This window comes from Sphingobium sp. MP9-4, assembly GCF_005281675.1.
Lineage (GTDB): Bacteria > Pseudomonadota > Alphaproteobacteria > Sphingomonadales > Sphingomonadaceae > Sphingobium > Sphingobium yanoikuyae.
In genome coordinates this window covers 133,329-158,173 of record NZ_LUFI01000027.1, presented here as the reverse complement: position 1 = coordinate 158,173, position 24,845 = coordinate 133,329, and the positions used below count along the sequence as shown (strand labels likewise).

Sequence of the window (24,845 nt, the reverse complement as noted above, 5' to 3'; positions counted from 1 at the left end):
GACCGTGCGAAGCACGGTGGAGGGGCAGGCGCCATGTTGACCGGACCAGGCCGAACGGTGAAGTGCGCGCGTGAATTGCGCCGCCAGATGACCCTGCCGGAAGGGCTGTTGTGGCAGGCGCTGCGCCAGCGCCCGAACGGCTTCAAATTCCGTCGCCAGCATCCAGCCGGCATCTATATCCTGGATTTCTACTGCGCGGTCGTTCGACTGGCCATCGAAGTGGACGGCAGCAGCCATGACGGGCCTGATGCCCTGCGCCATGATGCGGCCCGAACCCATTGGTTGACGGCGCAAGGCGTTACGGTGCTGCGCATAGCCGCCGCCGATATTCTGCGAGATTTGCCTGCTGTGGTCGATCATATCATCTCTCACTCTCAAAGGCTCCTGCCCCTCCACCACTCGCCTCCGGCGAGCGGTCCCCCTCCCCGTTCCGGGGAGGAATGATCACATCCGGAACACGCCAAATTGCGCGCGATCGTCCACCGGCGCGTTCAAGGCGGCGGCGAAGGCCAACCCCAGCACATCCCGTGTCTGGGCCGGGTCGATCACGCCATCGTCCCACAGGCGCGAGGTCGCGAAATAGGGATTGCCTTCATCCTCATATTTCTGGCGCACCGGCGCCTTGAAGGCTTCGGCCTCTTCCGGCGTCCATTTGGCGGCGTCGCGGTGAACGGTCGCCAGCACGCTCGCCGCCTGTTCGCCGCCCATCACGCTGATGCGGCTATTGGGCCAGGTGAAGAGGAAGCGCGGCTGATAGGCGCGGCCGCACATGCCATAATTGCCCGCGCCGAAGCTGCCGCCGATCAGCACGGTGACCTTAGGCACCTGTGCCGTGGCCACCGCCGTCACCAGCTTGGCGCCATGTTTGGCGATCCCTTCCGCCTCATATTTGCCGCCAACCATGAAGCCGGAGATATTCTGGAGGAACAGCAGCGGAATGCGGCGCTGGCAGGCCAGTTCGATGAAATGGGCGCCCTTCTGCGCGCTTTCGCTGAACAGCACGCCATTGTTCGCCAGGATCGCCACCGGCATGCCCCAGATATGGGCGAAGCCGCAGACGAGCGTGGTGCCGTAGAGCGGCTTGAACTCGTGAAATTCGCTGCCGTCGACGATCCGCGCGATCACTTCGCGCACATCATAGGGGGCGCGCACATCCTGGGGGATGATGCCATAGAGATCGGCCGGATCGAATTTCGGCGGACGCGGGTCGCGCAGGTTGAGGTCGCTCTGGCGGTCGGGCTGCAGGGTCGAGACGATGTCGCGCACGATGGACAGCGCATGTTCGTCATTGTCCGCGACATGATCGACCACGCCCGACTTGCGGCCATGCAGGTCGCCGCCGCCCAGATCCTCGGCACTGATGACCTCGCCCGTCGCCGCCTGCACCAGCGGCGGGCCGGCGAGGAAGATGGTGCCCTGGTTGCGGACGATCACCGTCTCGTCCGACATCGCCGGGACATAGGCGCCACCGGCAGTGCAACTGCCCATGACGCAGGCGATCTGCGGGATGCCGCGCGCCGACAGGTTCGCCTGATTGTAGAAGATGCGGCCGAAATGGTCGCGGTCGGGAAAGACCTCCGCCTGGTTGGGCAGGTTCGCGCCGCCGCTGTCGACCAGATAGACGCAGGGCAGCCGGTTTTCGAGCGCGATTTCCTGCGCGCGCAGATGCTTCTTCACCGTGACGGGATAGTAAGTGCCGCCCTTCACCGTGGCGTCGTTGCAGGCGATCATCACCTGGCGCCCCGACACCCGGCCGATGCCGGCAATCATGCCGGCGCCCGGCACCTCGTCGCCATATTGGCCATTGGCGGCGAGCTGGCCGATCTCAAGGAAAGGCGAGCCGGGATCGAGCAGCCGTTCGACGCGATCACGCGGCAGCAGCTTGCCGCGCCCGGTATGCTTGTCGCGCGCGGCCGGCGATCCGCCCAGCGCCGCGTCGGCAACCCTGGTGCGCAATTCTTCCGCCAGCGCGCGATTATGCGCAGCATTGGCGCGGAAGCCCTCGCCATCGGGCGACAGCTTGCTGTCCAGAACCGGTGCGCTCATGCCCTCGCCTTCCCGGCGTCCGCGTGCCACAGAGCAGATATGCCCACCATCATTCTCCTCATCCTCTCCAACCTGTTCATGACCACCGCCTGGTACTGGCACCTCAGGGGCGGCATGAACAAACCGCTGATGCTGGTCATCCTGATCAGCTGGGCGATTGCCTTCGTCGAATATTGCCTGGCGGTGCCCGCCAACCGCATCGGCTTTGCCCATGGCTGGTCCGCCGGACAACTCAAGATCGCGCAGGAAGCCATCGCCCTCGTGATCTTCGGCATCTTCATGGTGACGGTGCTGGGCGAACCGCTCCACTGGCGCCACGCGGCCGCCTTTGCCTGCATCATGGCGGCGGTCGGCTTCCTGTTCGTGGGGCGGACTTGATTTAAGGAAAAACGGTGCCGGCCCTTCAGACGAGGCACGGGACTCGTCTGAACCCCACCCGACCACCCAACCAGGATACTGTCGTGGGTGGCCGGGTGGGGGTGCGGGCCGGTGCGGCCAAATGCGCACTTCCGCGCATTTGCAGACAGACTCCTCACGCGCCGATCAGTTCGCGGCCGATCAGCATCCGGCGGATCTCGTTGGTGCCGGCACCAATATCGAGCAGCTTGGCGTCGCGCATATAGCGTTCGACCGGCCAGTCCTTCGTATAGCCCGCGCCGCCCAGCGCCTGCACCGCCTCCAGCGCGACCTTCATCGCATTCTCGCTGGCGAGCAGGATGGCGCCGGCCGCGTCGAAGCGGGTGGTCTTGCCCGCGTCACAGGCTTTGGCGACCGCATAGACATAGGCGCGCGCGCTGTTGAGCGCGACATACATGTCGGCGACCTTCGCCTGCATCAGCTGGAACGCGCCGATCGGCCTGCCGAACTGCCTGCGCTCGCGAACATAGGGCAGCACCGTGTCGAGACAGGCCTGCATGATGCCGAGCTGAATGCCGGCAAGCACGGTCCGCTCATAGTCGAGGCCCGACATCAGCACGCCCGCGCCGCCGTTCAGCGGCCCCATGATATTCTCTTCGGGCACTTCGCAATCGTCGAACACCAGTTCGGCGGTCGGGCTGCCGCGCATGCCAACCTTGTCGATCTTCTGGCCGATCGAGAAGCCGGCAAAGCCCTTCTCGATCAGGAAGGTCGTGATGCCCTTGGAGCCCTCGCCGGTCTTGGCATAGACGACCAGCGTGTCCGCCTCGGTCGCATTGGTGATCCAGAACTTCGTGCCGTTGAGGACGTAGCGATCGCCCTTCTTTTCGGCCTTCAGCTTCATCGACACGACATCGGACCCGGCGCCGGCCTCCGACATGGCAAGGCTGCCCACATGCTCGCCGGAAATCAGCTTGGGCAGATAGCGCGCCTTCTGCGCGTCATTGCCCCAGCGGCGGATCTGGTTGACGCAGAGATTGGAGTGCGCGCCATAGCTGAGACCTATGGAGGCGGAGACTCGTGCCACTTCCTCCTGCGCCACCACATGCTCCAGATAGCCCAGGCCCAGGCCGCCATCCGCCTCGTCCACGGTGATGCCGTGCAAGCCGAGCGCGCCCATGGCGGGCCACAGGTCGCGGGGGAACCAGTCCTTGGCGTCGATCTCAGCCGCCAGTGGGGCGATATGATCGGCGGCGAAACGGGCGGTGCTTTCGCGGATCATGTCCGCATGCTCGCCCAGAGCGAAATCGAAGTCGGTCATTGGCATCTCTCCTGCGCCGCACCCTAGTCCTGAACGCGGCAAGGGAAAAATTGAAACCACGGGCAGGAGTATATAGTTTCCATCTATGATCGAACGCTATCTGCTGCGCTATTTCCTGGCGGTCGTGGACCAGGGCAATTTCTCCCGTGCGGCGGCGCATTGCCTGGTGTCGCAACCGACCCTGTCGGTCGGCGTCGCCAAGCTGGAACAGGCGGTCGGCGCGCCACTGTTCCTGCGTAGCAACCAGCGGGTCGAACTGACCGAGGCCGGCAGTCGCCTGCTAAGCCACGCGCGGCGGATCGAGCGCGAGTTCAACCTGGCCGAACAGGCGGGCGCGCAGACGGCCGAAATCCAGACGCTGCGCATCGGCCTGCTGACCAGCATCGCCGGCGCGCCGGTGGCGGCGGCGGTTGCAGCCTGCCCGGCCGAGGCGCGCGGCCGGGTGGAATTCATTCCAGGATCGGAACGCGAACTGCTCGGGCGGCTGGATGCCGAGCGGATCGACGTGGCGCTGACCCTGGTGCGGCCGGGCGCCGAGGATCGCTATGTCGCACAGATATTGGCCGAGGAGGGCTATGGCCTGGCCCTGCCCGCCGACCATCGCCTCGCCGGACGCGAAACGATCGCGGCGGAGGAACTGGCGGGCGAGACGATGATCGTGCGCCGCCATTGCGAGGCGCTGTCGGCGACCAGCCGCTATTTCGTCGATCGCGGCATCCGCCCGCATTTCGCCTATCGGTCGACCCATGACGAGCGGGTGATGCAGATGGTGGCGGCCGGCCTGGGCGTCACGGTGATGCCGCTGGGCTATCAATGGCCCGGCATGGCGCGCGCCAAATTACGCGATTTTGGCGAACGGCGGACGATCGGCCTGCTCCATGGCCCGCGCGCCGCCACCCTGCGCGAGACGCCACCGCCGATGCTGCGCGCGTTGGCAATGGCGTTTGGCAACATCTAAGAGAGTGGTTGAGACATCGCGAAAGCGCGATTTCCGATACGGTGCCAGCCCGCTCCCCCTCCCGGCCACCCAACGGCAGTATTCTATGGGTGGCCGGGTGGGGGAGCGGGCTGGTGCCGGAATGCGCCGGATGGCGCATTCTCAAACAGACTCTAAGGCGCTGGCGCCACGACCGGCTTGCGCCAGATGTCGAAGGTGCCGGGCGGCTGCTGCTTCAGCGTCTCGCGCAGTTCGATCATCGGCCCCTGGCTTTCGACGATATTGCCGCCCGCCGGCCGGTCGATGTCGATGATCAGCATGTAGGACATGGTGAAGAGCAGGAACAATATGCCCGCCAGCATCCGCCCCTGCGTTTCCGACCGGGCATAGCCCAGCATCCCCGCAGTCACCGCGATATAGACCCATAGCGCCAGGAACACCTCGCCCGGCACCCGCACCTTGCGCGCCGCCTTGCGCGCGCTGTCCATGTCGATCACTTCGTTGACGGTCGAATGGAGCGAGGAGGCCAGCGCGGAATTGCCGATCGTGTCGGTCGCCGCCAGCGTGCCGGCCTATAGCTCGACCAGCAGTCGATCGCTGGCGACGATCAAGGGCGCCATCTTGTCGGGGCTGGCCGTGCTGAGTTCGACGCGATTATTGGTGTAGTTGACCAATATCTGCGACATCCGCGTGCGATGCGGTTCGGGCAGGCCCTGGACCCGCAAATAGCTGGTGCCGATGGCGTTGGCTTCCTGCAGCACCAGCGCCCGGCGCGTTTCGAACCGGCCGACCGCCAGCGCAAAGGTGAAGCCCAGCAACAGCGCAACCAGACCGATCACGGCAGAGACGATATAGCCTTCCGCCCCACCTTCTTCCGTGGCGCCCTTGTGCGTCAACAGCCGGCGCACCCGCTGCCGCAGGACATAGCCGGCCGTCGCCGTCAGCGTCATGGTCGCCAGCATCAGCAGCCCGACCAGCAGGATGGGTAGCTTGTCCAGAAATTCCGCCAGATTGGCCATATGACCCCCTCAGTCTATCGGAGGCAGCATGTCCCGTTTCCGGGGCCGGGAGCCATCGGGCGAAACACCGGCATGGCTCAGGGATTACCCCTAGTGGTGACCGGTCGACGCCGGGTTTCCATGACGATAGCCCGACGCGCGAGCAAGGCGCCCCACGCGCAAGGGCGTCGCCCTTTCAACCGCTTGCGCCTGCCCTGCTCCGCAGCCCGACCGGGCATAGTCCCCCGAACATCATGGCGCATCTGGACGGCCGCGCCATCGAGCCGCGCAGGGGCGCCCGCCACGCTTCAGTGTTTGTCCCGATGGTTCCCCCGTCGCCGATGGGGGATGGAGAGAATATGGCCATCCGCCCCGCCCTTTTTGCTGGCCCACGCATGATCCGGCGCCATCGTCTCGGGTGGCTGGCGCTCGTGTCCTTCCCCTGCCTGTCATCGGGCATGGCGACAGCCCAGAGCGAGACCGACGCGAACAGCCTCTCACGCGCCCTGCCCGCCGAAGGCAGGACCGCAGCCTCCCCTACCCGCAAGCCTCAGATCCTCTTCGCGCCCGTGCCGCTGTCCAATCCGGCAACCGGCACAGGCCTCGCCGCAGGTGCCATCGCCTTCTACAATCCCAATGCCGCGCCCCAGCAGTGGATCAGTGCCGGCGGCGTCATCTACACCTCGCGCGGGACCAGGGGCGTCGGCGCCTTTCATTCCATGTCGTTCGACAAGGATCGGCTGCGCTTCAGCGCCAGCCTCTCCTATATCGACGATCGCAACGACTATTATGGGATCGGCGCGGCTGCGGGCGATGACGGTATCCATCGCGAGATCGACAGCAAGCAGTTGAACATCGACCTCCAGGCGTTGATGCGCGTCTTCCCGCGCGGCCATGCCGGCATCCGCTATCGCCTGCGCACCACCGACGCGCGGCTGAAAGAGGCGGAGGCAGAATCCTTGCCGGCGCCGCCGCTCGACGCCATGAACAGCAACCTGTCCGCGATCGGCCCCAGCTTTGCCTATGATACGCGCGACAGCGCGACCCAACCGCATCGCGGCATGATGTTGAGCGCCAATTGGCTGTTCGGTCTGCGCGCCCTGGGCGACAGCTATAGCCATGACAAGTTGCAGATGGCCGCCAACAGCTATCTGCCGATCGGCTCTAGCACGGTGATCGCACTGCGGGGCGCGCTATGTGCCGCCGGGGGCAACGCCCCTTATTATGATCTGTGCCTGTTCGGCGCGAACAACGATCTGCGCGGCTATGTCACCGGTCGCTATCGCGACAAGGCCAGTTGGGCGGCGCAGGCCGAATGGCGCCAGCATGTCAGCGGCCGCTGGGGCGCAACCGCCTTTGTCGGGCTGGGCGGCATCGCGCCATCGGCCGGCACGATCATCGACAAGGGCAAGCTGCTGCCGGCCGGCGGCATAGGCCTGCGCTATCGTCCTTTCCGCAGCAATGACGTGCAGTTGCGCGTCGATCTTGCGGCAGGAAAAGACGATCATGCCGTCTATGTCGGGATTGCGGAGGCCTTCTAGCCGCCAGGTTCAGCCGTCACGGCAGCAGCAGCGAGGAATCCCCATAGCTGTAGAAGCGATAGCGCCACGCGACCAATGTGCGGCTTTCCTCGGCGAAAGGGCGGATCACATCAGCCTCGCTGGCCGCGACACCGCACCCAATCACGAAGCCCGCCTTCACTTATCCATATATTAACCATGGCAAATCACTGTCCTCGCAATTCATCCAAGGATCCGATCTTGCCCGAGACTCCCGCCGCGCGCCGGTTGCCCGCGACACCGATCATCCTGCTGACCGGCAGTTTCTTCCTCCTTGGCGCCCTCTATCTGGTCGGCATGCGTTTAAGCTTGGCGGACACGACCCCATTGTGGCTCGATGAAACCTGGAGCGGGATGATCGCGACGCGGCCGGACTGGTCGTCCTTCTGGCGCGAGGCCTGGCTCGATTGCAATCCGCCACTCTATTATCTGCTGCTGACAGGCTGGGTGACGTTGTTCGGCGACAGCAATCTGATGCTGCGCCTCCCGTCCATCCTGTTCGTCCTCGCCGCCGCCCTGTTGCCGCTGCTCTGGCGCCCGCGCACGCTCGGTCGCACCGGCGCCTGGACATGGGCCGCCCTCCTCTTTCTGTGGCCGCCCAATCTGGGCATCATGGTGGACGCACGCGGCTATGGCCTGATGATGCTGCTGTCGACCGCATCCTGCCTGACCGTCGCGCACCTGCTTGAGCGATTGACGCTACGCTGGGCGATGCTATGGGTCGGGCTTGGAACACTGATGTTCCTCACCCATTATTATGCCGCCGTCCTGATCCTGGGCCAGATACTGGTGCTGCTGTACCGACATCGCCTGAACCTGGCGCGGATGTGGCCCGCGATGATCGTGGCGACACCGGGCCTTGGCTGGTTCGCCTATCATCTGCCCCGGCTGGCAGACTATGCGCGCGACGATGTCGCCTGGTATGATCCCACCAGCCTGTCCCGAGCGATGCTCAACCTCGCCTTCGTCCTGGGCGCGCAGAATATCGGCGCCCTGTTCGCGGTCATCGCGCTTGTCATCGTCGCGACGATCCATATGCGGCGCCAGCAATCCGATATCCTATCGAGCGGCAGCGACCCGTTGCCGCTGACGGCACTGACGGCGGTGATCGGCTTTGCCATTGCGATCCTGGTCAGCCTGTTCCAGCCGTCCCTGACCGACCGTTATCTGGTGCCACTGGTGCCAAGCGCGATGCTGGGCCTGACCCTGTTGATCCAGCGCACGCCGCGCCCCGATCATGCCGCACTGGGCATGGCTTTCGCCTTCATGGCGCCGGTCCTCAACCCCGCGCTGATGCGAACCGAACTGGGCGACCGAACGATCTACGGCTATGAACAGGGCAGCGACTTCATCCGCGCGGAACGGCCCGACCGTGTCCTGTTCCTATGGGATTCCCCCTCGGCAAAGATCATGGACCGCGCATCGCTTGCGGCCATCGGCGGCTATTTCCTGGCACGGCCCGGAATGGACGTGCCCGTGGAACCGCTGGTCGTGGACCGCAAGGCCGACCCGAACGCAATATTGCGCGCCCATGCCATAAGCGGCCGCCCCGCGCTGATCTGGCTATATAATGCCCATTATCGTTCGGCCGCAAAGGACCATCCGCCGACATTGCAGGATGACCCGTCCTGGCACTGCAACCGCGGCACCCGTACCGACATCGTCGGCAGCATCGCCTGCATCAAACGAGTGCAGTAATGACCGATCGCCGTCACGGCAGCAGCAGCGAAGAGTCCCCATAGCTGTAGAAGCGATAACCGGTGGCGATCGCATGGGCGTAGACCTGTTGCATCCGATCGCGGCCCATCAAGGCGCTTACCAGCATGAACAGGGTCGATTTGGGCAGGTGAAAATTGGTCATCAGCCCGTCGATCGCGCGGAAGCGGTAGCCGGGCGTGATGAAGATGCGGGTTTCGTCGGCGAAGGGACGGATCACGCCATCCTCCCCCGTCGCGCTTTCGAGCAGGCGAAGCGAGGTGGTGCCGACCGCGATGATCCGGCCGCCGGCCGCGCGCGCGGCATTCAGGCGATCGGCCGTGTCCTGATCGATCCGCCCCCATTCGGCATGCATGCGATGGTCGTCGGTATCGTCCGCCTTGACCGGCAGGAAGGTGCCCGCGCCGACATGCAGGGTCAGCGTTTCAGTCAGCACGCCGGCCTGCGCCAGTGCAGCGGTGAGGTCGGGCGTGAAGTGCAGCGCGGCGGTGGGGGCGGCGACCGCGCCATCCTCGCGCGCGAACATGGTCTGGTAATCGCTGCGGTCACGCTCGTCGGTGGCGCGTTTGCTGGCGATATAGGGCGGCAGCGGCATGCGCCCGGCCCGTTCCAGCAGGATCTCGACTGGTTCCTCGCCCTCGAAATCGAGGGTGACGCCGCCATCCTCGTCGCGCGGGCCGGCGATCGCAGTGACACCGGCGCCGAAATCGATCCGGTCGCCATCACGCACCCGCTTGGCATTGCGCAGGAAGGCCTGCCACTGGCGCAGGCCGAGCCGCTTGTGCAGGGTCGCGCCGATCCGCGCCTCGCCCCGCATCCCTTCCAGCTGGGCGGGAATGACGCGGGTGTCGTTGAAGACCAGCACATCGCCCGCGCGCAGCAGCGATGGCAGGTCGCGCACGATGCGATCCTCCATCGCGCCGTCACCGGGCACGAGCAAGAGGCGCGCCGAATCGCGCGGGCTGGCCGGACGGAGGGCGATATTCTCCGCCGGCAGATCGAAATCGAACAGGTCTACACGCATGACGATGGCCCTTCCGGGCGCAAACTCACTTCTTCTTGGGGGCCGGCTTCTTGGCCGGGGCAGCCGGCTTCTTCGACGGCAGCGCTGCGGGTTCGGGCGCCGGCGGCGGGGGCGGCGGTGCCAGCACCGGCGGCTTGCCGTCGCTCTCGATCGAGGCCTGCAGGATCACGGTCGGGTCGGCCGGCGGCTCGCCCTCATGGATCGCGTCGACATATTGCATGCCTTCGATCACGCGGCCGAAAACGGTATATTTCTTGTCGAGCTGCATGCGCGGCAGCAGCACGATGAAGAACTGGCTGTTGGCGCTGTCCTCGCTCTGGGCGCGGGCCATGGACAGGGTGCCGCGCAGATGCGGCATCGGGTTGAACTCGGCCTTGAGGTCGGGCAGCGTCGAACCGCCGGTGCCGTCCCCCTTGGGATCGCCGCCCTGGGCCATGAAGCCGGGGATGACGCGGTGGAACTTCAGACCATTGTAGAAGCCCTGGCGGGTCAGTTCCTTGATCCGCTCGACATGATTGGGGGCGATATCCGGGCGCAGCTGAATGCGCACGCGGCCGCCGCTCGACAGGTCGAGATCCCAGATATTCTGCGGGTCGGCCGGAATGGTCGCCGGCGGCAGCTGCGGCGTCAGCTGGGCGCCCAGTGACTTGGCATTCTGCTCCGCCTTCGCAGCGGTCTCCGCCTTCTTCATTTCCTCGGCACCGCCGCCGCCGCCACCGCCGCCCTGGGCGAAGGCCACGCTGGACGCGGTGAGGGCGAAACCGATCGCCACGGTCTTGAGCGCGGAAGTGAAACGCATGCGAATAAGCTTTCCTTAGATCTTGCCCGGGAAGGTCAAGCCGTCCTGATAGCGCCCTGATCGGGATTGGCAACTGAACGCGGGCTGAAACGAGACGGCAACAATGAAGGCAACCCGTTCCTAGCCCTGCCCCTTGAGGCCCAGCGCGGCAACCCGCGCCTCCACCTCCTCGCGCACGGCGGGGCTGACGAACTTGTGGATCGGCCCGCCATAGAGGGCGATTTCCTTGACCAGACGCGACGCGATCGGCTGCAACGAGACGTCGGCCATCAGGAAGACGGTTTCGACCCGGCTGTTGATCTGCTGGTTCATGCCCGCCATCTGATATTCATATTCGAAATCGGCGACGGCGCGCAGGCCCCGGATGATGACGCTGGCCCCCTGCGATTCGGCAAAGTCCATCAACAGCGAATTGAAGCCGGTGACGACGATTTCGGTGTCGATGTCCGCACATTCGCGGCGAACCATGTCCAGCCGTTCCTCATCGGAAAACATCGGCGACTTGCTGATGTTGGTGGTGACGCCGATCACCAGCTTGTCGACCAGCTTCGCGCCGCGGCGGATGATGTCCATATGGCCAAGGGTGATGGGGTCGAAGGTGCCGGGATAGACACCGATACGCGACTTGCTCATGATCTAGCGGTCCCTCTCCACAATATAGTCGGCAATCGCGCGCAGCAGGTCCGCCTCCGCGCCATGGCCGTGCAGGTGCGCCTTGGCCTGTTCAACGAGCAGACGCCCCTGTTCCCGCGCCCGGTCTACCCCCAGGAGCGAGACGAAGGTTTCCTTGCCGGCGGCGGCATCCTTGCCCAGCGCCTTGCCGGCCACGGCCGCGTCGCCCTCCACATCGAGCAGGTCGTCGGCAATCTGGAAGGCGAGGCCGATGTCGCGGGCATAGCCATGCAGGCCGGTGCGCGCATCGACCGGGATGCGCGCCATGATGGCAGCGGCATCGACGCAGAAGCCGATCAGCGCGCCGGTCTTGAGATTTTGCAGCCGGGTGACGGTGGCGAGATCGAAACGGGTCTTTTCCGCCTCCAGGTCCATCATCTGCCCGCCCGCCATCCCGGCCGGGCCGCTGGCGACGGCGAGCGCCTTTACGAGGTCGATGCGCACGAAGGCATCGGGATGGGTCTGTTCGTCGGCGAGGATTTCGAAAGCAAGGTCATGGAGGCAATCGCCGGCCAGGATCGCGGTTGCTTCATCGAACGCCTTGTGGACGGTCGGCTTGCCGCGCCGCATATCGTCATCGTCCATCGCCGGCAGATCGTCATGCACCAGCGAATAGACATGGATGCATTCGATCGCGAGACCGACGCGCAGCGCGGATTCGCGGGAAATGTTGAACAGGTCGCAGGTCGCCTGCACCAGCAGCGGCCGCAGCCGCTTGCCGCCCCCGATCGCGGCATGGCGCATCGCTTCATAGAGGCGATGGCGTGGATCGTCGGGGATCGCCAGCAGCGCGTCGAACGCCCGGTCGATATCGGCCGCGACCGTTGCCGCACGGGCGGCGACCAGCGCTCCTGCCGCGCTCCGTTCCATGCAGTGGGTCAATCCGCGCCGAACGGCTGGGCGCCGGTGATGGCGCCGCCGGCATCGACGGTCAGCTTGCTGATGCGCGCCTCGGCCGCCTGCAACCGCTCGGTGCAGCGCTTGCGCAGTTCTTCACCCTGGGCATAGAGCGAGATCGACTCATCGAGCGGGACATCGCCGCTTTCCAGCCGGCGAACGATCGATTCGAGCGCGCGCAGCGCATCCTCGAACGACAATTGGGACAGATCCTTTTGCGGGGTATTTTCCTCAGCCATGCGCCTGCATTGACCGCCCCTGTCCACGGGGTCAAGCGCGGATGACATGGCAGCAGACCCAAGGCCGCCCAATAGTGGGTCAATAGCGCCGCTGTCACGCAAACGTCATGACGTCGCTGCACAGGCGTGGCGGAATTCGGGCAGTTTTGCGTTGACGCACAATGTTGCAAGCGCACATAAAAGGATCGCTATGAAATATTATCTCCCCCTCATCGCCGTTGCCGGCCTGACCATGCTGTCGGCCTGCAACAAGAGTGACGAACCCGAAGTCGTCGGCGGCCCCGCCGATCCGATGGCTGCCCAGCTTGCCAACGCCGCGCCGGTCGAGCTGCCGCCGTCGGTCAAGGCCAACAAGCAGTTCCGCTGCAAGGACAACAGCCTGTTCTTCGTCGACTATATGAGCGACGACAAGAGCGCGATCCTGCGCACCGAAAAGAATGGCGCACCCACCATGCTGAAGGCTGCCGAAGCCGGCCAGCCCTTCACCGCCGAAGGTGGTTATGAGGTCAAGGGCTCGGGCAATGACGTGACGATCACCGTCCCCGGCAAGTCGGCGCAGGCCTGCCACGTCTGATCGCAGCATTGCCTGAGTCTTTTTTCTGACAGGGGCCGGTTCTTCCCTAGGAACCGGCCCTTTTTTCATGCCCGGCGCTTTTCCTGAACGACAGATAACGTGCCGGTTCAGGATGTTGCCAGCCAGCCGGTGGCAGAACAGCCTCGTACCAGAGATAAACAGGTCGAGGAGATGACCCATGAACTTCAAGAAGAGCCTGATCGCCATGGCCCTGGCGACCGCAACCGTCGCTACCGCCGTTCCGGCGACCTCCTTCGCCCGTGGCCATGACCGTGGCTGGCACCGTGGCGACCGCCATTATGACCATGGTCGCTATTCCGACCGTCGCGGCTATCGCGGTGATTATCGCTGCCGCAAGTCGGGCGGCACCACCGGCCTGCTGCTGGGCGGCGTTGCCGGTGCCCTGCTGGGCCGCGCGGTCGACACCCGCGGCGATCGCACCACCGGCACCGTCGTCGGCGCTGGCGCCGGCGCCCTGGCTGGCCGCGCGATCGACCGCAACAGCAGCTGCTAAGCGACTTAAGGGCGGTGGCCATGACTTGGCCGCCGCCTCCCCATTGTGAATCCCGCGCCACGCGTCTAAAGGCGCGCTCATGTCCAGCAGCGCCCCCCAGATCACCCCGCAGATCGTTGCCGAGCACGGTCTGTCCCCCGAAGAATATGATCGCGTCCTGAAGGCGATCGGCCGCGAGCCGAACCTGACGGAACTCGGGATCTTTTCGGTCATGTGGTCGGAGCACTGCTCTTACAAATCCTCCAAGATCCACCTGATGAAGCTGCCCACCAAGGGCCCGCAGGTGATCTGTGGCCCCGGCGAAAATGCCGGCGTGGTCGACATCGGTGATGGCCAGGCCGCCATCTTCAAGATGGAAAGCCATAACCACCCTAGCTACATCGAACCCTATCAGGGCGCCGCGACCGGCGTCGGCGGCATCCTGCGCGACGTGTTCACCATGGGCGCCCGCCCGGTGGCCAACATGAACGCGCTCCGCTTCGGCCGCCCCGACCACCCCAAGATGAAGCATCTCATCAGCGGCGTGGTCCATGGCATTGGCGGCTACGGCAATTGCGTCGGCGTGCCGACCGTGGGCGGCGAGGTGAACTTCCACCCCGCCTATGACGGCAATATCCTGGTCAATGCGATGACCGTGGGCATCGCCGACACCGACAAGATCTTCTATTCGGCCGCCAGCGGCGTCGGCAACCCGATCGTCTATGTCGGATCCAAGACCGGCCGCGACGGCATCCATGGCGCGACCATGGCGTCGGCCGATTTCGGTGAGGACAGCGAAGAGAAGCGCCCCACCGTCCAGGTCGGCGACCCCTTCACCGAAAAGCTGCTGATCGAGGCGTGCCTGGAACTGATGGCATCGGACGCGATCGTCGCCATTCAGGACATGGGCGCCGCCGGCCTCACCTCCTCGAGCGTCGAAATGGCGTCGAAGGGCGGCGTCGGCCTGCACCTCAAGATGGATGACGTGCCGCAGCGCGAAACCGGCATGACCACCTATGAGATGATGCTGTCGGAAAGCCAGGAGCGCATGCTCATGGTGCTCAAGCCCGGCCGCGAAGCCTTTGCCGAGGCGATCTTCCGGAAGTGGGAACTCGACTTCGCCGTCATCGGCCATGTTACCGACACCGGCCGCATGGTGCTGGAGCATAAGGGCGAGATCGTCTGCGACATTCCGCTCGCGCCGCTGGCCGACGATGCGCCGCTCTATGACCGTCCCTCGATGCCGAAGGATGAGTATAAGATCTGGTCGAAGGTCGAACCGCTGGGCGAGATCGCCGAGAGCGCCGATATCGGCGCGGACCTCGTCACGCTGATGGGCAGCCCCGACATCGCCAGCCGTCGCTGGATCTGGGAGCAATATGATCACATGGTCGGCGCCGACACGGTGCAGCGTCCCGGCGGCGACGCCGCGGTGGTGCGCGTCCATGGCAGCAGCAAGGGCATCGCCATCAGCACCGACTGCACCCCGCGCTATTGCTATGCCGACCCCTATGAAGGCGGCAAGCAGGCGATCGCGGAATGCTATCGCAACCTGAGCGCGGTCGGCTCGACCCCGCTGGCGGTCACCAACTGCCTCAACTTCGCCAATCCGCAGCGCCCCGAGATCATGGCGCAGCTGACCGGCTGCCTGGAGGGCATGGGCGACGCCTGCCGCGCGTTCGACTTCCCGATCGTGTCGGGCAATGTCAGCCTCTACAATGAATCCAAGGCGACCGGCGGTGGCTCGGCGATCCTGCCGACCCCGGCGATCGGCGGCATCGGCCTGCTGGCCGATATCGATGCGATGGCGACCGTGGCGTTCAAGAATGCAGGCGACGCGATCTGGCTGGTCGGTGGCGAAGGCACGCATCTGGGCCAGTCGATCTGGCTGCGCGAGATTGCCGGTCGCGAGGCGGGTGATGCGCCCAAGGTTGACCTGGTGGTCGAGCGCGCCAATGGCGACGCTGTCCGCGCGCTGGTGGTGGCCGGCACGGTCAATGCCGTGCATGATATTTCCGACGGCGGCCTGATCGTCACGATCGCGGAAATGGCGCTGGCCGGCAAGATCGGCGCGACGCTGGACGTGGCGCTGACCACCGCTTCGGCGTTCGGCGAAGACCAGAGCCGCTATGTCGTAACGGCGCCGGCCGGCGTCGAGATTGCTGGCGCGGTCAAGATCGGCACCGTCGGCGGCGACAGCGTGGCGGGCGTGTCGATCGACGCGCTGTGCACCGCGCATGAGGGCTTCTTCCCCGCGCTGATGGACAGCGAACTCTAAATCTTTCCGTCCCGCCGGGTGCAGCGCATCCGGCGGGACAAGTTCATCGCAATCTGTCATGATCCGCCCCGAGAAAATGGGGAGCGCACGATGCGCGAGAGGATCATCCGGGCAACCTTGGTTGCCGGCACACTCGACATATTTTCCGCCTTCGTCTTTGCCGGCATGGCAGGCACGGCGCCGCATGCGGTGCTGCAATTTGTCGCGAGCGGCCCGCTGGGCGATCGTGCGCGGGGCGATCCCGTTTGGCTATGGGCAATCATCGGCCTGGCCGTCCATTTCGCGATCATGGCCTGCATGGCGGGCGCCTATATGCTGATCGCGGAGCGGCGCCCTGCCCTGCGCCGCCATCCGGTCGTCGCCGGCCTGCTCTATGGCCTGCTGCTCTGGGCGATCATGTACTGGATCGTGCGGCCGTGGCGCTGGCCCGCCATGTGGCTGCCCGCCGCCTATGGCGCGCTGCCGATCGGGCGGATCGCCTGGAACATCGGCAACCAGCTTTTCTCCCACTGCATCCTGGTCGGCCTGCCGATCGCCTTCATCGCCGCCGGGCGCCGACGATAGATAGTGACAGCGAAATTGACATATCCAGGCCGGTTTGCATGCACCGTACCGGATTTTTGATAGCGCTATCAATTTCTCTCTCCTATGCTCGGCAAAAATGGGAGGAGAGGATATGCGCAAGACCCGTCGTGCCGCCTTGCTGTTGCTGGCCGCCATTGCCGGCCCGGCCCTGGCAGGCCCCGCCCGCTTCAGCGATTTCCGCTATGACGGCCGCGCCCAGGAACAGGTGACGCCCGGCCCGGACGACTATCGCAACCCGATCCTGTCGGGCTATTATCCCGACCCATCGATCACGCGGGTCGGCGACACCTATTATCTCGTCAACTCCTCCTTCGCCCATTATCCGGGGCTGCCGGTCTTCCGGTCGAGCGACATGGTCCATTGGCGCCAGATCGGCAATGCGATCGACCGGCCCGACCAGTTTGATTTCAGCGGCCTGCGCAGTTCGCGCGGCATGTTCGCGCCCGACATCTCCTTCCATGACGAGCTCTTCTACCTGGTCGGCACCTGCGTCGATTGCGGCGGCAATTTCGTGATGACGGCAAAGGACGCGGCCGGGCCGTGGTCCAAACCGCACTGGCTGCCATTCGAGGGGATCGACCCGTCGATCTACTGGGAAGGCGAGCGCGCCTTCATCGTCAATAATCGCGCGCCGGCCGAGCCGCCCCGCTATGAGGGGCATCGGGCGATCTGGGTGCAGGAATTTGACTGGCGCACGCTCACAATGACCGGCGGGTCCACGCAGATCGTCAATGGCGGCGTCGACATCCGCCAGAAGCCCGCCTGGATCGAGGGACCGCATCTGCTGAAGCGCGAGGGTTTCTATTATCTGATCGCGGCCGAGGGCGGCACCGGCGACCAGCATAGCGAAGTGGTGTTCCGCGCCCGCGACCTGCGCGGCCCCTTCACTCCCTATGCCGGCAATCCGATCCTGAGCCAGCGCAGCCTGGACCCGGCCCGCCCCCATCCGGTGACATCGGCCGGCCATGCCAAGCTGGTGCAGACGCAGGCGGGCGACTGGTGGGCGACCTTCCTCGCCACCCGTCCCTATGGCCCCGATCTCTACAATATCGGGCGCGAAACCTTCCTGCTGCCGGTCGCATGGCGAGATGGCTGGCCGCATATATTGGAGGCCGGCAAGACCATTCCCTATGCGGCGAAACGCCCGCCCCTGCCCGTGTGCGATATCGATGCGCCGCCGACCAGCGGCGATTTTGCCTATCGCGACCGGTTCGACGGACCGCGCCTTAGCATGGACTGGATCGGACTGCGGACGCCCAAGGCGCCGCTTTACCGACTGGAGGCGGGCGCGCTGGTGCTGGACGGCACGACGGAGCTGGGTGACCTCAGCGGCGCCCCGGCCTTTGTCGGGCGGCGCCAACAGCATCATGTCGCGACCATCAGCACCGACCTGACCTATCGGCCGGAGACGGAGGGGGATCGTGCGGGGCTGGCGGCGGTGCAGTCCGACCGATCCTTCCTGTTCTTCGGCGTGACGCGGAAGGACGGGAAACCGCAGCTCGCCCTGATGGTGCGCGAGGACAGCGATCATGACAGGCTGGTCGCGGCCGCGCCGATCGATCCGGCCAAGCCCCTCCGCCTGACCATCGCCCTTGATGGCGGCACGGCGCGCTTCGCTTATGGCGTCGATGGGCGAGAGACAGTGCTGGCGCGCGATGTCGATATCCGCTTCCTCAGCACCCATGAGGCTGGCGGCTTCGTCGGTACGGTGGTCGGCCCCTATGCCTGGTCCGCGCGCGTTACCCGGCCGATCAGCAACTGATAGACGTCGCGGCCGCCTGCCTCGTCATAGGCGGTCATGACCCGGCGCAGCGCAGCAGGGGAGAGCGGCCGGCGCCCTTCGTCCGGCACCACCGCGCCGATGCCCTTGAGATGGCCGATCAGCGCACGGGCGCCCTGCCCTTCGAGCAGGACGGTCTCGTCAAAGGCGAAGGCGTCGCCATAGGCCGCCAGCATTGCGCGCAGCGCGTCGAGCGAGGGGTAAGCGGGGACGCCCGGCATCAGGTCGCAGGCCGCATGGGCAGTGCGCCACTGGGCAAAGCTGCCCTGCCCCATGGTCGAGAAGATGAGGCTGCCACCGGGGCGGAGCAGCGCCACCAGCCGCGCGATCGCGGCGGGCAGGTCGTCAAACCATTGGAAGGCGAGGCTGGAGAGGATGAGGTCGAACCATTCGCCTTCGAACGAGGGCGCCTCCCCATCCATCGCGAGGAAGGTGCCGGCGACCAGCCCGGCCGATGCCGCCCGGTCGAGCATCTTTGGCGAGATGTCCGTGGCGACCAGTTCCGCACCGGGCCAGCGGGCCTGGATATCGCGCGTGAGCAGGCCGGTGCCGCAACCGATTTCCAGGATGCGCGCGACGCCGTCCGGGCTTTGCCGCTGGGCAATGTCGGCGACCAAGGCTGCGGCCGTCCGCTGCGGCCCGGCATGTTCGTCATACCGGTCGGCCGCCGCGCCGAAGGAGTCGCTTATCCGTTGCTTGCGGCCATCATTCATGGCTAGGCGCATGGCAGAGCCATGGCCGCTTGGCCAGCATCTTCAAGGATTGCCCGCATGACCGCCGCATCGACCCGTATCCCCGCCATGGACGTGCTGCGCGGCTGCGCGGTGATGGGCATATTGTGGATGAACATCACCGCCTTCGCGCTGCCGCAGAACGCCTATTTCAATCCGGTCGCGGCCGGGCCGATGTCGGCGGGTGATATCGCCTTCTGGGCGAGCAGCCTGATCCTGGTCGATGGCAAGATGCGGGGCCTGTTCTCGCTGCTGTTCGGCGCCTCGATGCTGCTGCTGATCGACCGGGAGGAAATGGCCGGGCGCGACGGCACACGGGCGCAACTGGTGCGCGGCGGCTGGCTGCTGGCGATCGGCCTGCTGCATCACATATTGCTGTGGTGGGGCGACATATTGGTGACCTATGCTGTGGTCGGCACCATCGCCCTGCTCTTTGCCCAGAAGGAGCCGCTGGCGCTGGTCAAATGGGCGTTCCTTGCCTTCCTCATTCATTTCCTGATCTGTGGCGCCTTCATCGCCAGCCTCTATGGCTGGGCCCATGCCGCCGCCGCGCCCGGCGCCACCGCCGCGACGCGCGAGGGGCTGGACAGCTTCCTCGCTGGCCTGACCGACCCCAGCAGCCCGATCATCCAGCAGGATATTGCCATCTACACCGGCAGCTTTAGCGGGATCGTGCGCCATCATCTCACCGGCTTTGTCGGCGACTGGCTGTGGACCTTCCTTTTCACCGGGCTCGACACGCTGGGCTTCATGCTGCTGGGCATGGCGATGCTGAAGGGCGGCTTCCTGATCGGCCGCTGGCCCGCCGAGCAATATCGGCAGACCGCGCGCCATTGCTTCCTGATCGGACTGGTGCCGATGATCGGCCTGACCATCTGGGTGGAGGCGAGCGGCTTTGCGCCGCTGACCGCCTTTTCCACCGCGCTGCTCTGGTCCTTCCCCTTCCGCATCCCGCTGGCGGTCGGCTGGGCGGCGCTGATCCTGTGGCTGCTGGCGCGGCATCGCGATCACTGGCTGGTCGGTCGGATCGCGGCAGCGGGGCGAGTCGCGCTGAGCAATTATCTCGGCACCAGCCTCATCATGACGGCGATCTTCTATGGCTGGGGCCTGGGGCTGTTCGGGCAGGTGCGCCCAGCGGCCTTTCCCCTCTTCATTCTGGGCGCCTGGGCGGTCATGCTGCTATGGTCCAAGCCCTGGCTCGACCGATTCGCGATGGGCCCGGCCGAATGGCTCTGGCGCAGCCTGCAGCGCGGAAAAGTGCAAAAGATTCGCAAAAGCACACAGTGATCTATTGCGACCTATTAGCATCTAGGCTATCTGAAGGGCTCAGGAGAGCCCGATGGTCGTCTGTGTTTGTAATGCCATTCGTGAAAAAGATCTGCGCGAAGCCGCGCGTGACGGTGCCGATACGCCTTGCAGTGCCTATGCCCGTTTCGGCCGCCGGCCCAAGTGCGGCCAGTGCGTCGGCTTTGCCCGCACGATCATCGCGGCGGAGCGCGCGACGGTCTGATATCATTGCGAAGCAGGCGCAGTAAAATGCCCCTGACAATCGCGAACACCACGCAATAGCTGCCTGAAAAACGGCGGTTTTCTGCGTCTTTCCGGCTTAACAACCGGATGCGAAACCTTTATATGTCCGGCATTCCCAATAACAGCCGGAGCATAGCGCCATGAAGGGCGACCAGAAGGTTATCGATTATCTGAACGAGGTCCTCAAGAACGAGCTGACCGCGATCAACCAATATTTCCTCCACTATCGCATCCTCAATCACTGGGGCATCGAGAAGCTCGCCAAGTTCGAATATGAGGAATCGATCGACGAGATGAAGCACGCCGACAAGGTGGCGGAGCGCATCCTGTTCCTCGACGGCCTGCCCAATTTCCAGCTGCTCGGTCGCCTGAAGATCGGCGAGACGGTCGAGGAAATCCTCAAGGCGGATCTGGAGCTGGAATATGAGGCGCTGCCGGTGCTGCGCGATGCCATCGCCTATTGCGAGTCGATCAAGGACTTCGTCAGCCGCGACCTTTTCCAGTACATCCTCGAAAGCGAGGAAGAGCATGTCGACACGCTGGAGACCCAGTTCGAGATGATCGAGCGCATGGGCATCCAGAATTATGTCCAGCTGCAGAGCAAGGCCAAGGAAGACTGAGACTGACGCGCGGGGCCGGCTGTCCGGCGGTCGCCCCCATCCTTACAGGCTGCAGGGGAAGGTGCGCATCGCCCTTCCCCTGCCCTTTGTGGCCTGCCCCTGCACCATCGGTGCAGAGCCGGATTTCCCATCAGATGAGCGCGTCGAGAATGCCGATCAGCGGCAGGTCGGCCGGTGGCATGTCGAGCGCATACATTTGCGCGGGCCGCACCCATTGCAGCGCGGTGGCATGGCGCGCTTCAGGCCCCCCTTCCCATTTGCGGCAGACATAGAGCAACAACAGCAGATGCTTGTTCTCCAGCGGCGCGCTGGCGAAAGTCGCGGGCGCGAGGCAGCTTTCATGGGTGCGGATCCCCAGTTCCTCCTCCAGTTCGCGCACAAGCGCCGCCTCGGGCGTTTCGCCCGGCTCCACCTTGCCACCAGGAAATTCCCACAGGTCCGCCATCGGCTTTCCAGGCGGCCGTTGCTGCACCAAAACGCGCCCATCGGCATCGATCAGGGCGACGGCCACGACCAGAAACGGGGTAAAACTCTGCATAACGCTCCCTTGCAAGGGCTTTGTTAACCGTGGCTGCTTTACACCCAGATCGTGGAGTGTCTGTAGCCAAGCGGGGTCATATGCGCGCGATCATCGAATTCGTCACGAAATCCGCGCTTTCGCGATGTGAGCGGGGGGCAACCGCGGTCGAATATGGCCTGATCATCGCGATGATCGTGCTGGCCATGATCGCGGCACTGAACAACGTCGCGACACGAACCACCGGCATGTGGAACAACGTCGCCGAAGAAGTTACCAAGCATTAACCAACAAATTCTGACACGCCACTTTCCGCATTAAACTTTTCTCAACCGAGCCAAACTAGACAGGTCTTCGCTGACCTAATCCAAAGCGGGGCGGCCGGGTAGTTTAACGTAACGTTTGTCAAGGAGACATCACATGCAGTTCATTCGCAAGATGCTGAAGAACGAAAAGGGCGCGACCGCCATCGAATACGGCCTGATCGCCGCTCTGATCGCCGTGGCCGCCATCGGCGCCATGACCAGCCTGGGCTCGAAGCTGGGCAGCACCTTCAACAACGTTTCGGGCAACCTGAAGTAAGCTCGAAACCGATGTTAGAAAAGGGCGGCGGAAGCAATTCCGCCGCCCTTTTTCTTTGCCTGGAATCTGCCGAATCTTACCAGGTGACGATCTTCACCCGATCACCTGGCTTCAACACGGAGCGTTCGTTGAGGGCGTTCAGCACCAGGAAGCGCTCCAGCGGATAATCGCTATAGGCCATGCGGCGGCCAAGCGACTGGACGGTGTCGCCCGCCTTGACGGTCACCAGATTGACCCGGCGCGGCTTGATCGCCGCCGCCTCCTGCGCCGACAGGCGCTGGACCGAACGGACCATCGAGTCGAATGGACCGATACCCTTGCCCGCCGGGGTCAGCAGCAGGAAATGATAGGCCTTTCCGCCGCCGAAATCATAGGCAAAGACGGTCGCGTCGATCTGACCCGACTTGGTGTTGGCGCGCACCGTGCGCCAAGCGGCCGGCAGGCCGTTGATCGTCGTGCGCTGCACCTCGCCTGCAGGCGGGGCGCCGGCATTGCCCGCGAGTCGCTTGAGCACCGAATCGATATAAGTCGACAGATTGCCATTATAGGCCATGCCGCCGAACTGCGCCTGACCGCCCGAACCGGTGATGCTAACCGCGTCCGCGCCATTTTCCATGCCGAAGCCCGAGGGCGCAGTGAAGGACAGGCGCAGGTCGGGATGGCGGAAACGGCTGCCGTCGATCACGCCCTGTTTGGGATCGTCGCCATAGAGGACGCCATTGAGCGCGGTCAGGAAGGCATCGCGGTTGCGCAACGTGCTGGTCGCGCCGGTGCGTGACGCCATCTGCGCCGCCCGATCGACGCGCTCACCCGGATCGGGATGGGTGCTGGCCCATTCGGGCATGGAGCGCGCGTCGCCCGACACACGCTGGTCCAGGCTGGTCTGCGCCGCCAGCGAGGCGAGCATGTCCGACAGCGCACGGGGATCATAGCCGGCCGAGGCGAGGTAGCGGATGCCGAGGTCATCCGCCTCATATTCCTGGCTGCGCGAGAATTTGAGGGTCAGAAGCTGGCTGCCGGTGCCGATCCCCTGCTGCAACACGCCGCCCAGCGCCGAATCGCCCAGCAAGGCGCCGGTCAGCACCTGCAGCAGCGCGCCGCCGATCGCGTTGCGCTGCGCCGCCTGCTGGCGCCGCTGACCATGCTGGGCGGCGACATGGCCGACTTCATGGCCCAGCACGCCGGCCAGTTGCGCCTCGTCATTCATCAGCGCCATCAACTGGCGCGTGACATAGACATAGCCGCCGGGGATGGCGAAAGCGTTGTTGACGGGAGAATTGAGCAGGGTGACGGTGAAATCACCCTGCGCATTGGAGAGGCCAGACTGGACCGCGATGCGGCGTCCGACCGTTTCCACATAGCGCGCCTGCGGCCCGACATAGGCGCCGCCAAATTCCTTGAGCAGTTCGGGATGCTGCTTGGCGCCCGATGCCTTGTCCTGCGCGCTGATCGAGGAGACGGTGCGAATCGCCCGCTGCTGCCCCAGCACCGCCGGCGCCACGCCCGCGACGATCAGGCCGACGCCAAGGCCGGCCGACAACCATGTCCGATTCATTCCATTCCCATCCTTGACACCCTGCCCCCTGTTACCGTGCCGTAACGAGCGAGGACAGGATGCTGTTCCGGGAAATTGACGTCAGATACCGATGGCCAGGAACTTGTCGGCGCGATCGGTGCGCAGCGCCTGCGGTTCGAGGCCGGACAGCGCGTCCAGTTCCTCGCCAATGGCTGCGCCCAGGTTGGCGATCGCCTGCACCGGCTCGCGATGGGCCCCGCCCACCGGCTCTGCCACGATGCGGTCGATCACGCCAAGGCCCTTGAGATGCTGCGCCGTGACCTGCATCGCGGTCGCCGCATCGCTGGCCTTGTCGGCGGTGCGCCACAGGATCGAGGCGCAGCCTTCGGGCGAGATCACCGAATAGACGGCATGTTCGAACATCAGCACGCGATTGGCCGCGGCCAGCGCCACTGCGCCGCCCGAGCCACCCTCACCCACCACGGCCGCGACCATGGGGACGCCAAGCGCCAGACAGGCTTCGGTCGAACGGGCAATGGCTTCGGCCTGGCCGCGTTCTTCGGCCTGGACGCCGGGAAAGGCGCCCGAGGTGTCGACCAGCGTGACGACCGGCAGGCCGAAACGATCAGCCAGTTCCATCAGGCGGATCGCCTTGCGATAGCCTTCGGGCTTGGCCATGCCGAAATTGTGGCGGACGCGGCTGGCGGTGTCGTCGCCCTTTTCATGGCCGATGACCATGACCTTGCGCTCGCCCAGCGTCGCGAAACCGCCGATGATCGCCTGATCGTCGGCAAAGGCGCGGTCGCCGGCCAGCGGCATGAAATTGTCGAACATGCCCGCGACATAATCCTTGAAGTGCGGGCGTTCCGGGTGGCGGGCCACCTGCGTCTTCTGCCAGGGCGTCAGCTTGGCATAGATGTCCGACAGCATCTTGTCGGCACGCTGTTCCAGCGTGTTGATCTCGCCACTGATGTCGATGTCGCCGACGGAGGCCGTCTGGCGCAGTTCGATGATGCGGGCTTCCAGCTCTGCGACCGGCTTTTCAAATTCGAGAAAGCTTACCATGGCGGATGG

At 65.0% G+C, this 24,845-nt stretch carries 29 protein-coding genes; 15 read left to right on the top strand and 14 right to left on the bottom strand.

From position 1 onward, the window contains the following. The first annotated feature begins 33 nt into the window (after window positions 1–33). Window positions 34–444: an endonuclease domain-containing protein gene (locus A0U87_RS08500; protein ID WP_080993586.1), complete on the top strand. Its 411-nt coding sequence runs from the start codon at window positions 34–36 to the stop codon at window positions 442–444. Here the strand turns inward: A0U87_RS08500 and A0U87_RS08495 are convergent, their stop codons facing one another. Beyond that, window positions 445–2,046 carry a carboxyl transferase domain-containing protein gene (locus A0U87_RS08495; protein WP_048937893.1) on the bottom strand — a complete coding sequence of 534 codons (1,602 nt, stop codon included), beginning with the start codon at window positions 2,044–2,046 and terminating at the stop codon, window positions 445–447. It abuts the gene before it with no gap. 39 nt (window positions 2,047–2,085) lie between these two features. Here A0U87_RS08495 and A0U87_RS08490 point away from each other — a divergent pair, with 39 nt between their 5' ends. Then, window positions 2,086–2,424, top strand: a complete 339-nt coding sequence (locus tag A0U87_RS08490) for a DMT family protein (protein WP_048937863.1) — start codon at window positions 2,086–2,088, stop codon at window positions 2,422–2,424. 154 nt (window positions 2,425–2,578) lie between these two features. Here A0U87_RS08490 and A0U87_RS08485 read toward each other — a convergent pair whose 3' ends face one another. Next, the gene (locus A0U87_RS08485) at window positions 2,579–3,724 is read right to left on the bottom strand and encodes an isovaleryl-CoA dehydrogenase (protein ID WP_048937862.1); all 1,146 of its coding nucleotides are present in this window, start codon (window positions 3,722–3,724) and stop codon (window positions 2,579–2,581) included. A gap of 85 nt (window positions 3,725–3,809) precedes the next feature. Here A0U87_RS08485 and A0U87_RS08480 point away from each other — a divergent pair, with 85 nt between their 5' ends. Next, on the top strand, window positions 3,810–4,682 hold the full coding sequence (locus A0U87_RS08480; RefSeq protein WP_048937861.1) for a LysR family transcriptional regulator: 873 nt from the start codon (window positions 3,810–3,812) through the stop codon (window positions 4,680–4,682). A gap of 152 nt (window positions 4,683–4,834) precedes the next feature. On the opposite strand, the gene A0U87_RS26705 is transcribed toward A0U87_RS08480, so the two are convergent. Next, entirely contained in the window at window positions 4,835–5,149 is a 315-nt protein-coding gene (locus tag A0U87_RS26705) for a hypothetical protein (RefSeq protein WP_240700534.1), read from the bottom strand. 84 nt (window positions 5,150–5,233) lie between these two features. Continuing rightward, on the bottom strand, window positions 5,234–5,680 hold the full coding sequence (locus A0U87_RS26700; protein ID WP_240700533.1) for a hypothetical protein: 447 nt from the start codon (window positions 5,678–5,680) through the stop codon (window positions 5,234–5,236). A 338-nt stretch (window positions 5,681–6,018) separates the two neighbouring features. Here A0U87_RS26700 and A0U87_RS08470 point away from each other — a divergent pair, with 338 nt between their 5' ends. Beyond that, entirely contained in the window at window positions 6,019–7,200 is a 1,182-nt protein-coding gene (locus tag A0U87_RS08470; protein WP_240700532.1) for a BamA/TamA family outer membrane protein, read from the top strand. Between the two features lie 16 nt (window positions 7,201–7,216). Here A0U87_RS08470 and A0U87_RS27005 read toward each other — a convergent pair whose 3' ends face one another. Then, the gene (locus tag A0U87_RS27005; RefSeq protein WP_276609691.1) at window positions 7,217–7,345 is read right to left on the bottom strand and encodes a hypothetical protein; all 129 of its coding nucleotides are present in this window, start codon (window positions 7,343–7,345) and stop codon (window positions 7,217–7,219) included. 74 nt (window positions 7,346–7,419) lie between these two features. On the opposite strand from A0U87_RS27005, the gene A0U87_RS08465 reads away from it, so the two are divergent. Beyond that, window positions 7,420–8,916, top strand: coding sequence for a glycosyltransferase family 39 protein (locus tag A0U87_RS08465; RefSeq protein ID WP_170978377.1), 1,497 nt, complete (start codon window positions 7,420–7,422; stop codon window positions 8,914–8,916). Between the two features lie 13 nt (window positions 8,917–8,929). Here the strand turns inward: A0U87_RS08465 and queA are convergent, their stop codons facing one another. The 5 genes from queA to A0U87_RS08440 form a co-directional block, all read right to left on the bottom strand. Further along, window positions 8,930–9,958 carry a tRNA preQ1(34) S-adenosylmethionine ribosyltransferase-isomerase QueA gene (queA, locus tag A0U87_RS08460; RefSeq protein ID WP_004211220.1) on the bottom strand — a complete coding sequence of 343 codons (1,029 nt, stop codon included), beginning with the start codon at window positions 9,956–9,958 and terminating at the stop codon, window positions 8,930–8,932. 25 nt (window positions 9,959–9,983) lie between these two features. Then, complete coding sequence (locus A0U87_RS08455; protein WP_004211219.1) at window positions 9,984–10,757, bottom strand: peptidylprolyl isomerase; 774 nt, start codon at window positions 10,755–10,757, stop codon at window positions 9,984–9,986. 120 nt (window positions 10,758–10,877) lie between these two features. Beyond that, window positions 10,878–11,390, bottom strand: a complete 513-nt coding sequence (coaD, locus tag A0U87_RS08450) for a pantetheine-phosphate adenylyltransferase (protein WP_010337450.1) — start codon at window positions 11,388–11,390, stop codon at window positions 10,878–10,880. A gap of 3 nt (window positions 11,391–11,393) precedes the next feature. Beyond that, window positions 11,394–12,299: a farnesyl diphosphate synthase gene (locus A0U87_RS08445; RefSeq protein WP_048937857.1), complete on the bottom strand. Its 906-nt coding sequence runs from the start codon at window positions 12,297–12,299 to the stop codon at window positions 11,394–11,396. A gap of 8 nt (window positions 12,300–12,307) precedes the next feature. Then, window positions 12,308–12,565, bottom strand: coding sequence for an exodeoxyribonuclease VII small subunit (locus A0U87_RS08440; protein WP_004211214.1), 258 nt, complete (start codon window positions 12,563–12,565; stop codon window positions 12,308–12,310). Between the two features lie 190 nt (window positions 12,566–12,755). Between A0U87_RS08440 and A0U87_RS08435 the strand changes: the two genes are divergently transcribed. The 5 genes from A0U87_RS08435 (at window position 12,756) to A0U87_RS08415 (ending at window position 18,257) form a co-directional block, all read left to right on the top strand. After that, the gene (locus A0U87_RS08435; RefSeq protein WP_004211213.1) at window positions 12,756–13,139 is read left to right on the top strand and encodes a hypothetical protein; all 384 of its coding nucleotides are present in this window, start codon (window positions 12,756–12,758) and stop codon (window positions 13,137–13,139) included. Between the two features lie 178 nt (window positions 13,140–13,317). After that, window positions 13,318–13,653: a glycine zipper 2TM domain-containing protein gene (locus tag A0U87_RS08430; protein ID WP_004211212.1), complete on the top strand. Its 336-nt coding sequence runs from the start codon at window positions 13,318–13,320 to the stop codon at window positions 13,651–13,653. Between the two features lie 79 nt (window positions 13,654–13,732). Next, entirely contained in the window at window positions 13,733–15,910 is a 2,178-nt protein-coding gene (gene purL / locus A0U87_RS08425; protein WP_048937855.1) for a phosphoribosylformylglycinamidine synthase subunit PurL, read from the top strand. Between the two features lie 90 nt (window positions 15,911–16,000). Next, window positions 16,001–16,474 carry a hypothetical protein gene (locus tag A0U87_RS08420; RefSeq protein ID WP_048937854.1) on the top strand — a complete coding sequence of 158 codons (474 nt, stop codon included), beginning with the start codon at window positions 16,001–16,003 and terminating at the stop codon, window positions 16,472–16,474. Between the two features lie 112 nt (window positions 16,475–16,586). Further along, window positions 16,587–18,257: a glycoside hydrolase family 43 protein gene (locus A0U87_RS08415; protein WP_137405436.1), complete on the top strand. Its 1,671-nt coding sequence runs from the start codon at window positions 16,587–16,589 to the stop codon at window positions 18,255–18,257. Here the strand turns inward: A0U87_RS08415 and A0U87_RS08410 are convergent. Then, complete coding sequence (locus tag A0U87_RS08410; RefSeq protein ID WP_048937852.1) at window positions 18,215–18,988, bottom strand: methyltransferase domain-containing protein; 774 nt, start codon at window positions 18,986–18,988, stop codon at window positions 18,215–18,217. The two genes, A0U87_RS08415 and A0U87_RS08410, sit on opposite strands and share 43 nt — an antisense overlap. A 57-nt stretch (window positions 18,989–19,045) precedes the next feature. Here A0U87_RS08410 and A0U87_RS08405 point away from each other — a divergent pair, with 57 nt between their 5' ends. The 3 genes from A0U87_RS08405 to bfr all read left to right on the top strand — a co-directional run bounded on the left by A0U87_RS08405 (window position 19,046) and on the right by bfr (window position 21,156). Then, on the top strand, window positions 19,046–20,293 hold the full coding sequence (locus tag A0U87_RS08405; protein ID WP_137405435.1) for a DUF418 domain-containing protein: 1,248 nt from the start codon (window positions 19,046–19,048) through the stop codon (window positions 20,291–20,293). Between the two features lie 52 nt (window positions 20,294–20,345). Continuing rightward, complete coding sequence (locus tag A0U87_RS08400) at window positions 20,346–20,516, top strand: (2Fe-2S)-binding protein (protein ID WP_048937850.1); 171 nt, start codon at window positions 20,346–20,348, stop codon at window positions 20,514–20,516. 160 nt (window positions 20,517–20,676) lie between these two features. Then, window positions 20,677–21,156, top strand: a complete 480-nt coding sequence (bfr, locus tag A0U87_RS08395; RefSeq protein ID WP_004211204.1) for a bacterioferritin — start codon at window positions 20,677–20,679, stop codon at window positions 21,154–21,156. A 130-nt stretch (window positions 21,157–21,286) separates the two neighbouring features. Here the strand turns inward: bfr and A0U87_RS08390 are convergent, their stop codons facing one another. Beyond that, a complete protein-coding gene (locus A0U87_RS08390; protein WP_048937849.1) occupies window positions 21,287–21,694 on the bottom strand; it encodes a (deoxy)nucleoside triphosphate pyrophosphohydrolase in 408 nt (135 codons plus the stop codon). Window positions 21,695–21,774: 80 nt separating this feature from the next. On the opposite strand from A0U87_RS08390, the gene A0U87_RS08385 reads away from it, so the two are divergent. Together A0U87_RS08385 and A0U87_RS08380 are read left to right on the top strand one after the other, a co-directional pair. After that, the gene (locus A0U87_RS08385; RefSeq protein ID WP_048937848.1) at window positions 21,775–21,960 is read left to right on the top strand and encodes a Flp family type IVb pilin; all 186 of its coding nucleotides are present in this window, start codon (window positions 21,775–21,777) and stop codon (window positions 21,958–21,960) included. 133 nt (window positions 21,961–22,093) lie between these two features. Next, entirely contained in the window at window positions 22,094–22,255 is a 162-nt protein-coding gene (locus A0U87_RS08380) for a Flp family type IVb pilin (protein WP_004211201.1), read from the top strand. Between the two features lie 76 nt (window positions 22,256–22,331). On the opposite strand, the gene A0U87_RS08375 is transcribed toward A0U87_RS08380, so the two are convergent. Together A0U87_RS08375 and A0U87_RS08370 are read right to left on the bottom strand one after the other, a co-directional pair. Continuing rightward, on the bottom strand, window positions 22,332–23,810 hold the full coding sequence (locus A0U87_RS08375; RefSeq protein ID WP_037510136.1) for a M48 family metalloprotease: 1,479 nt from the start codon (window positions 23,808–23,810) through the stop codon (window positions 22,332–22,334). 81 nt (window positions 23,811–23,891) lie between these two features. Next, a complete protein-coding gene (locus tag A0U87_RS08370) occupies window positions 23,892–24,836 on the bottom strand; it encodes an acetyl-CoA carboxylase carboxyltransferase subunit alpha (protein WP_010337461.1) in 945 nt (314 codons plus the stop codon). Window positions 24,837–24,845: the final 9 nt, after the last annotated feature.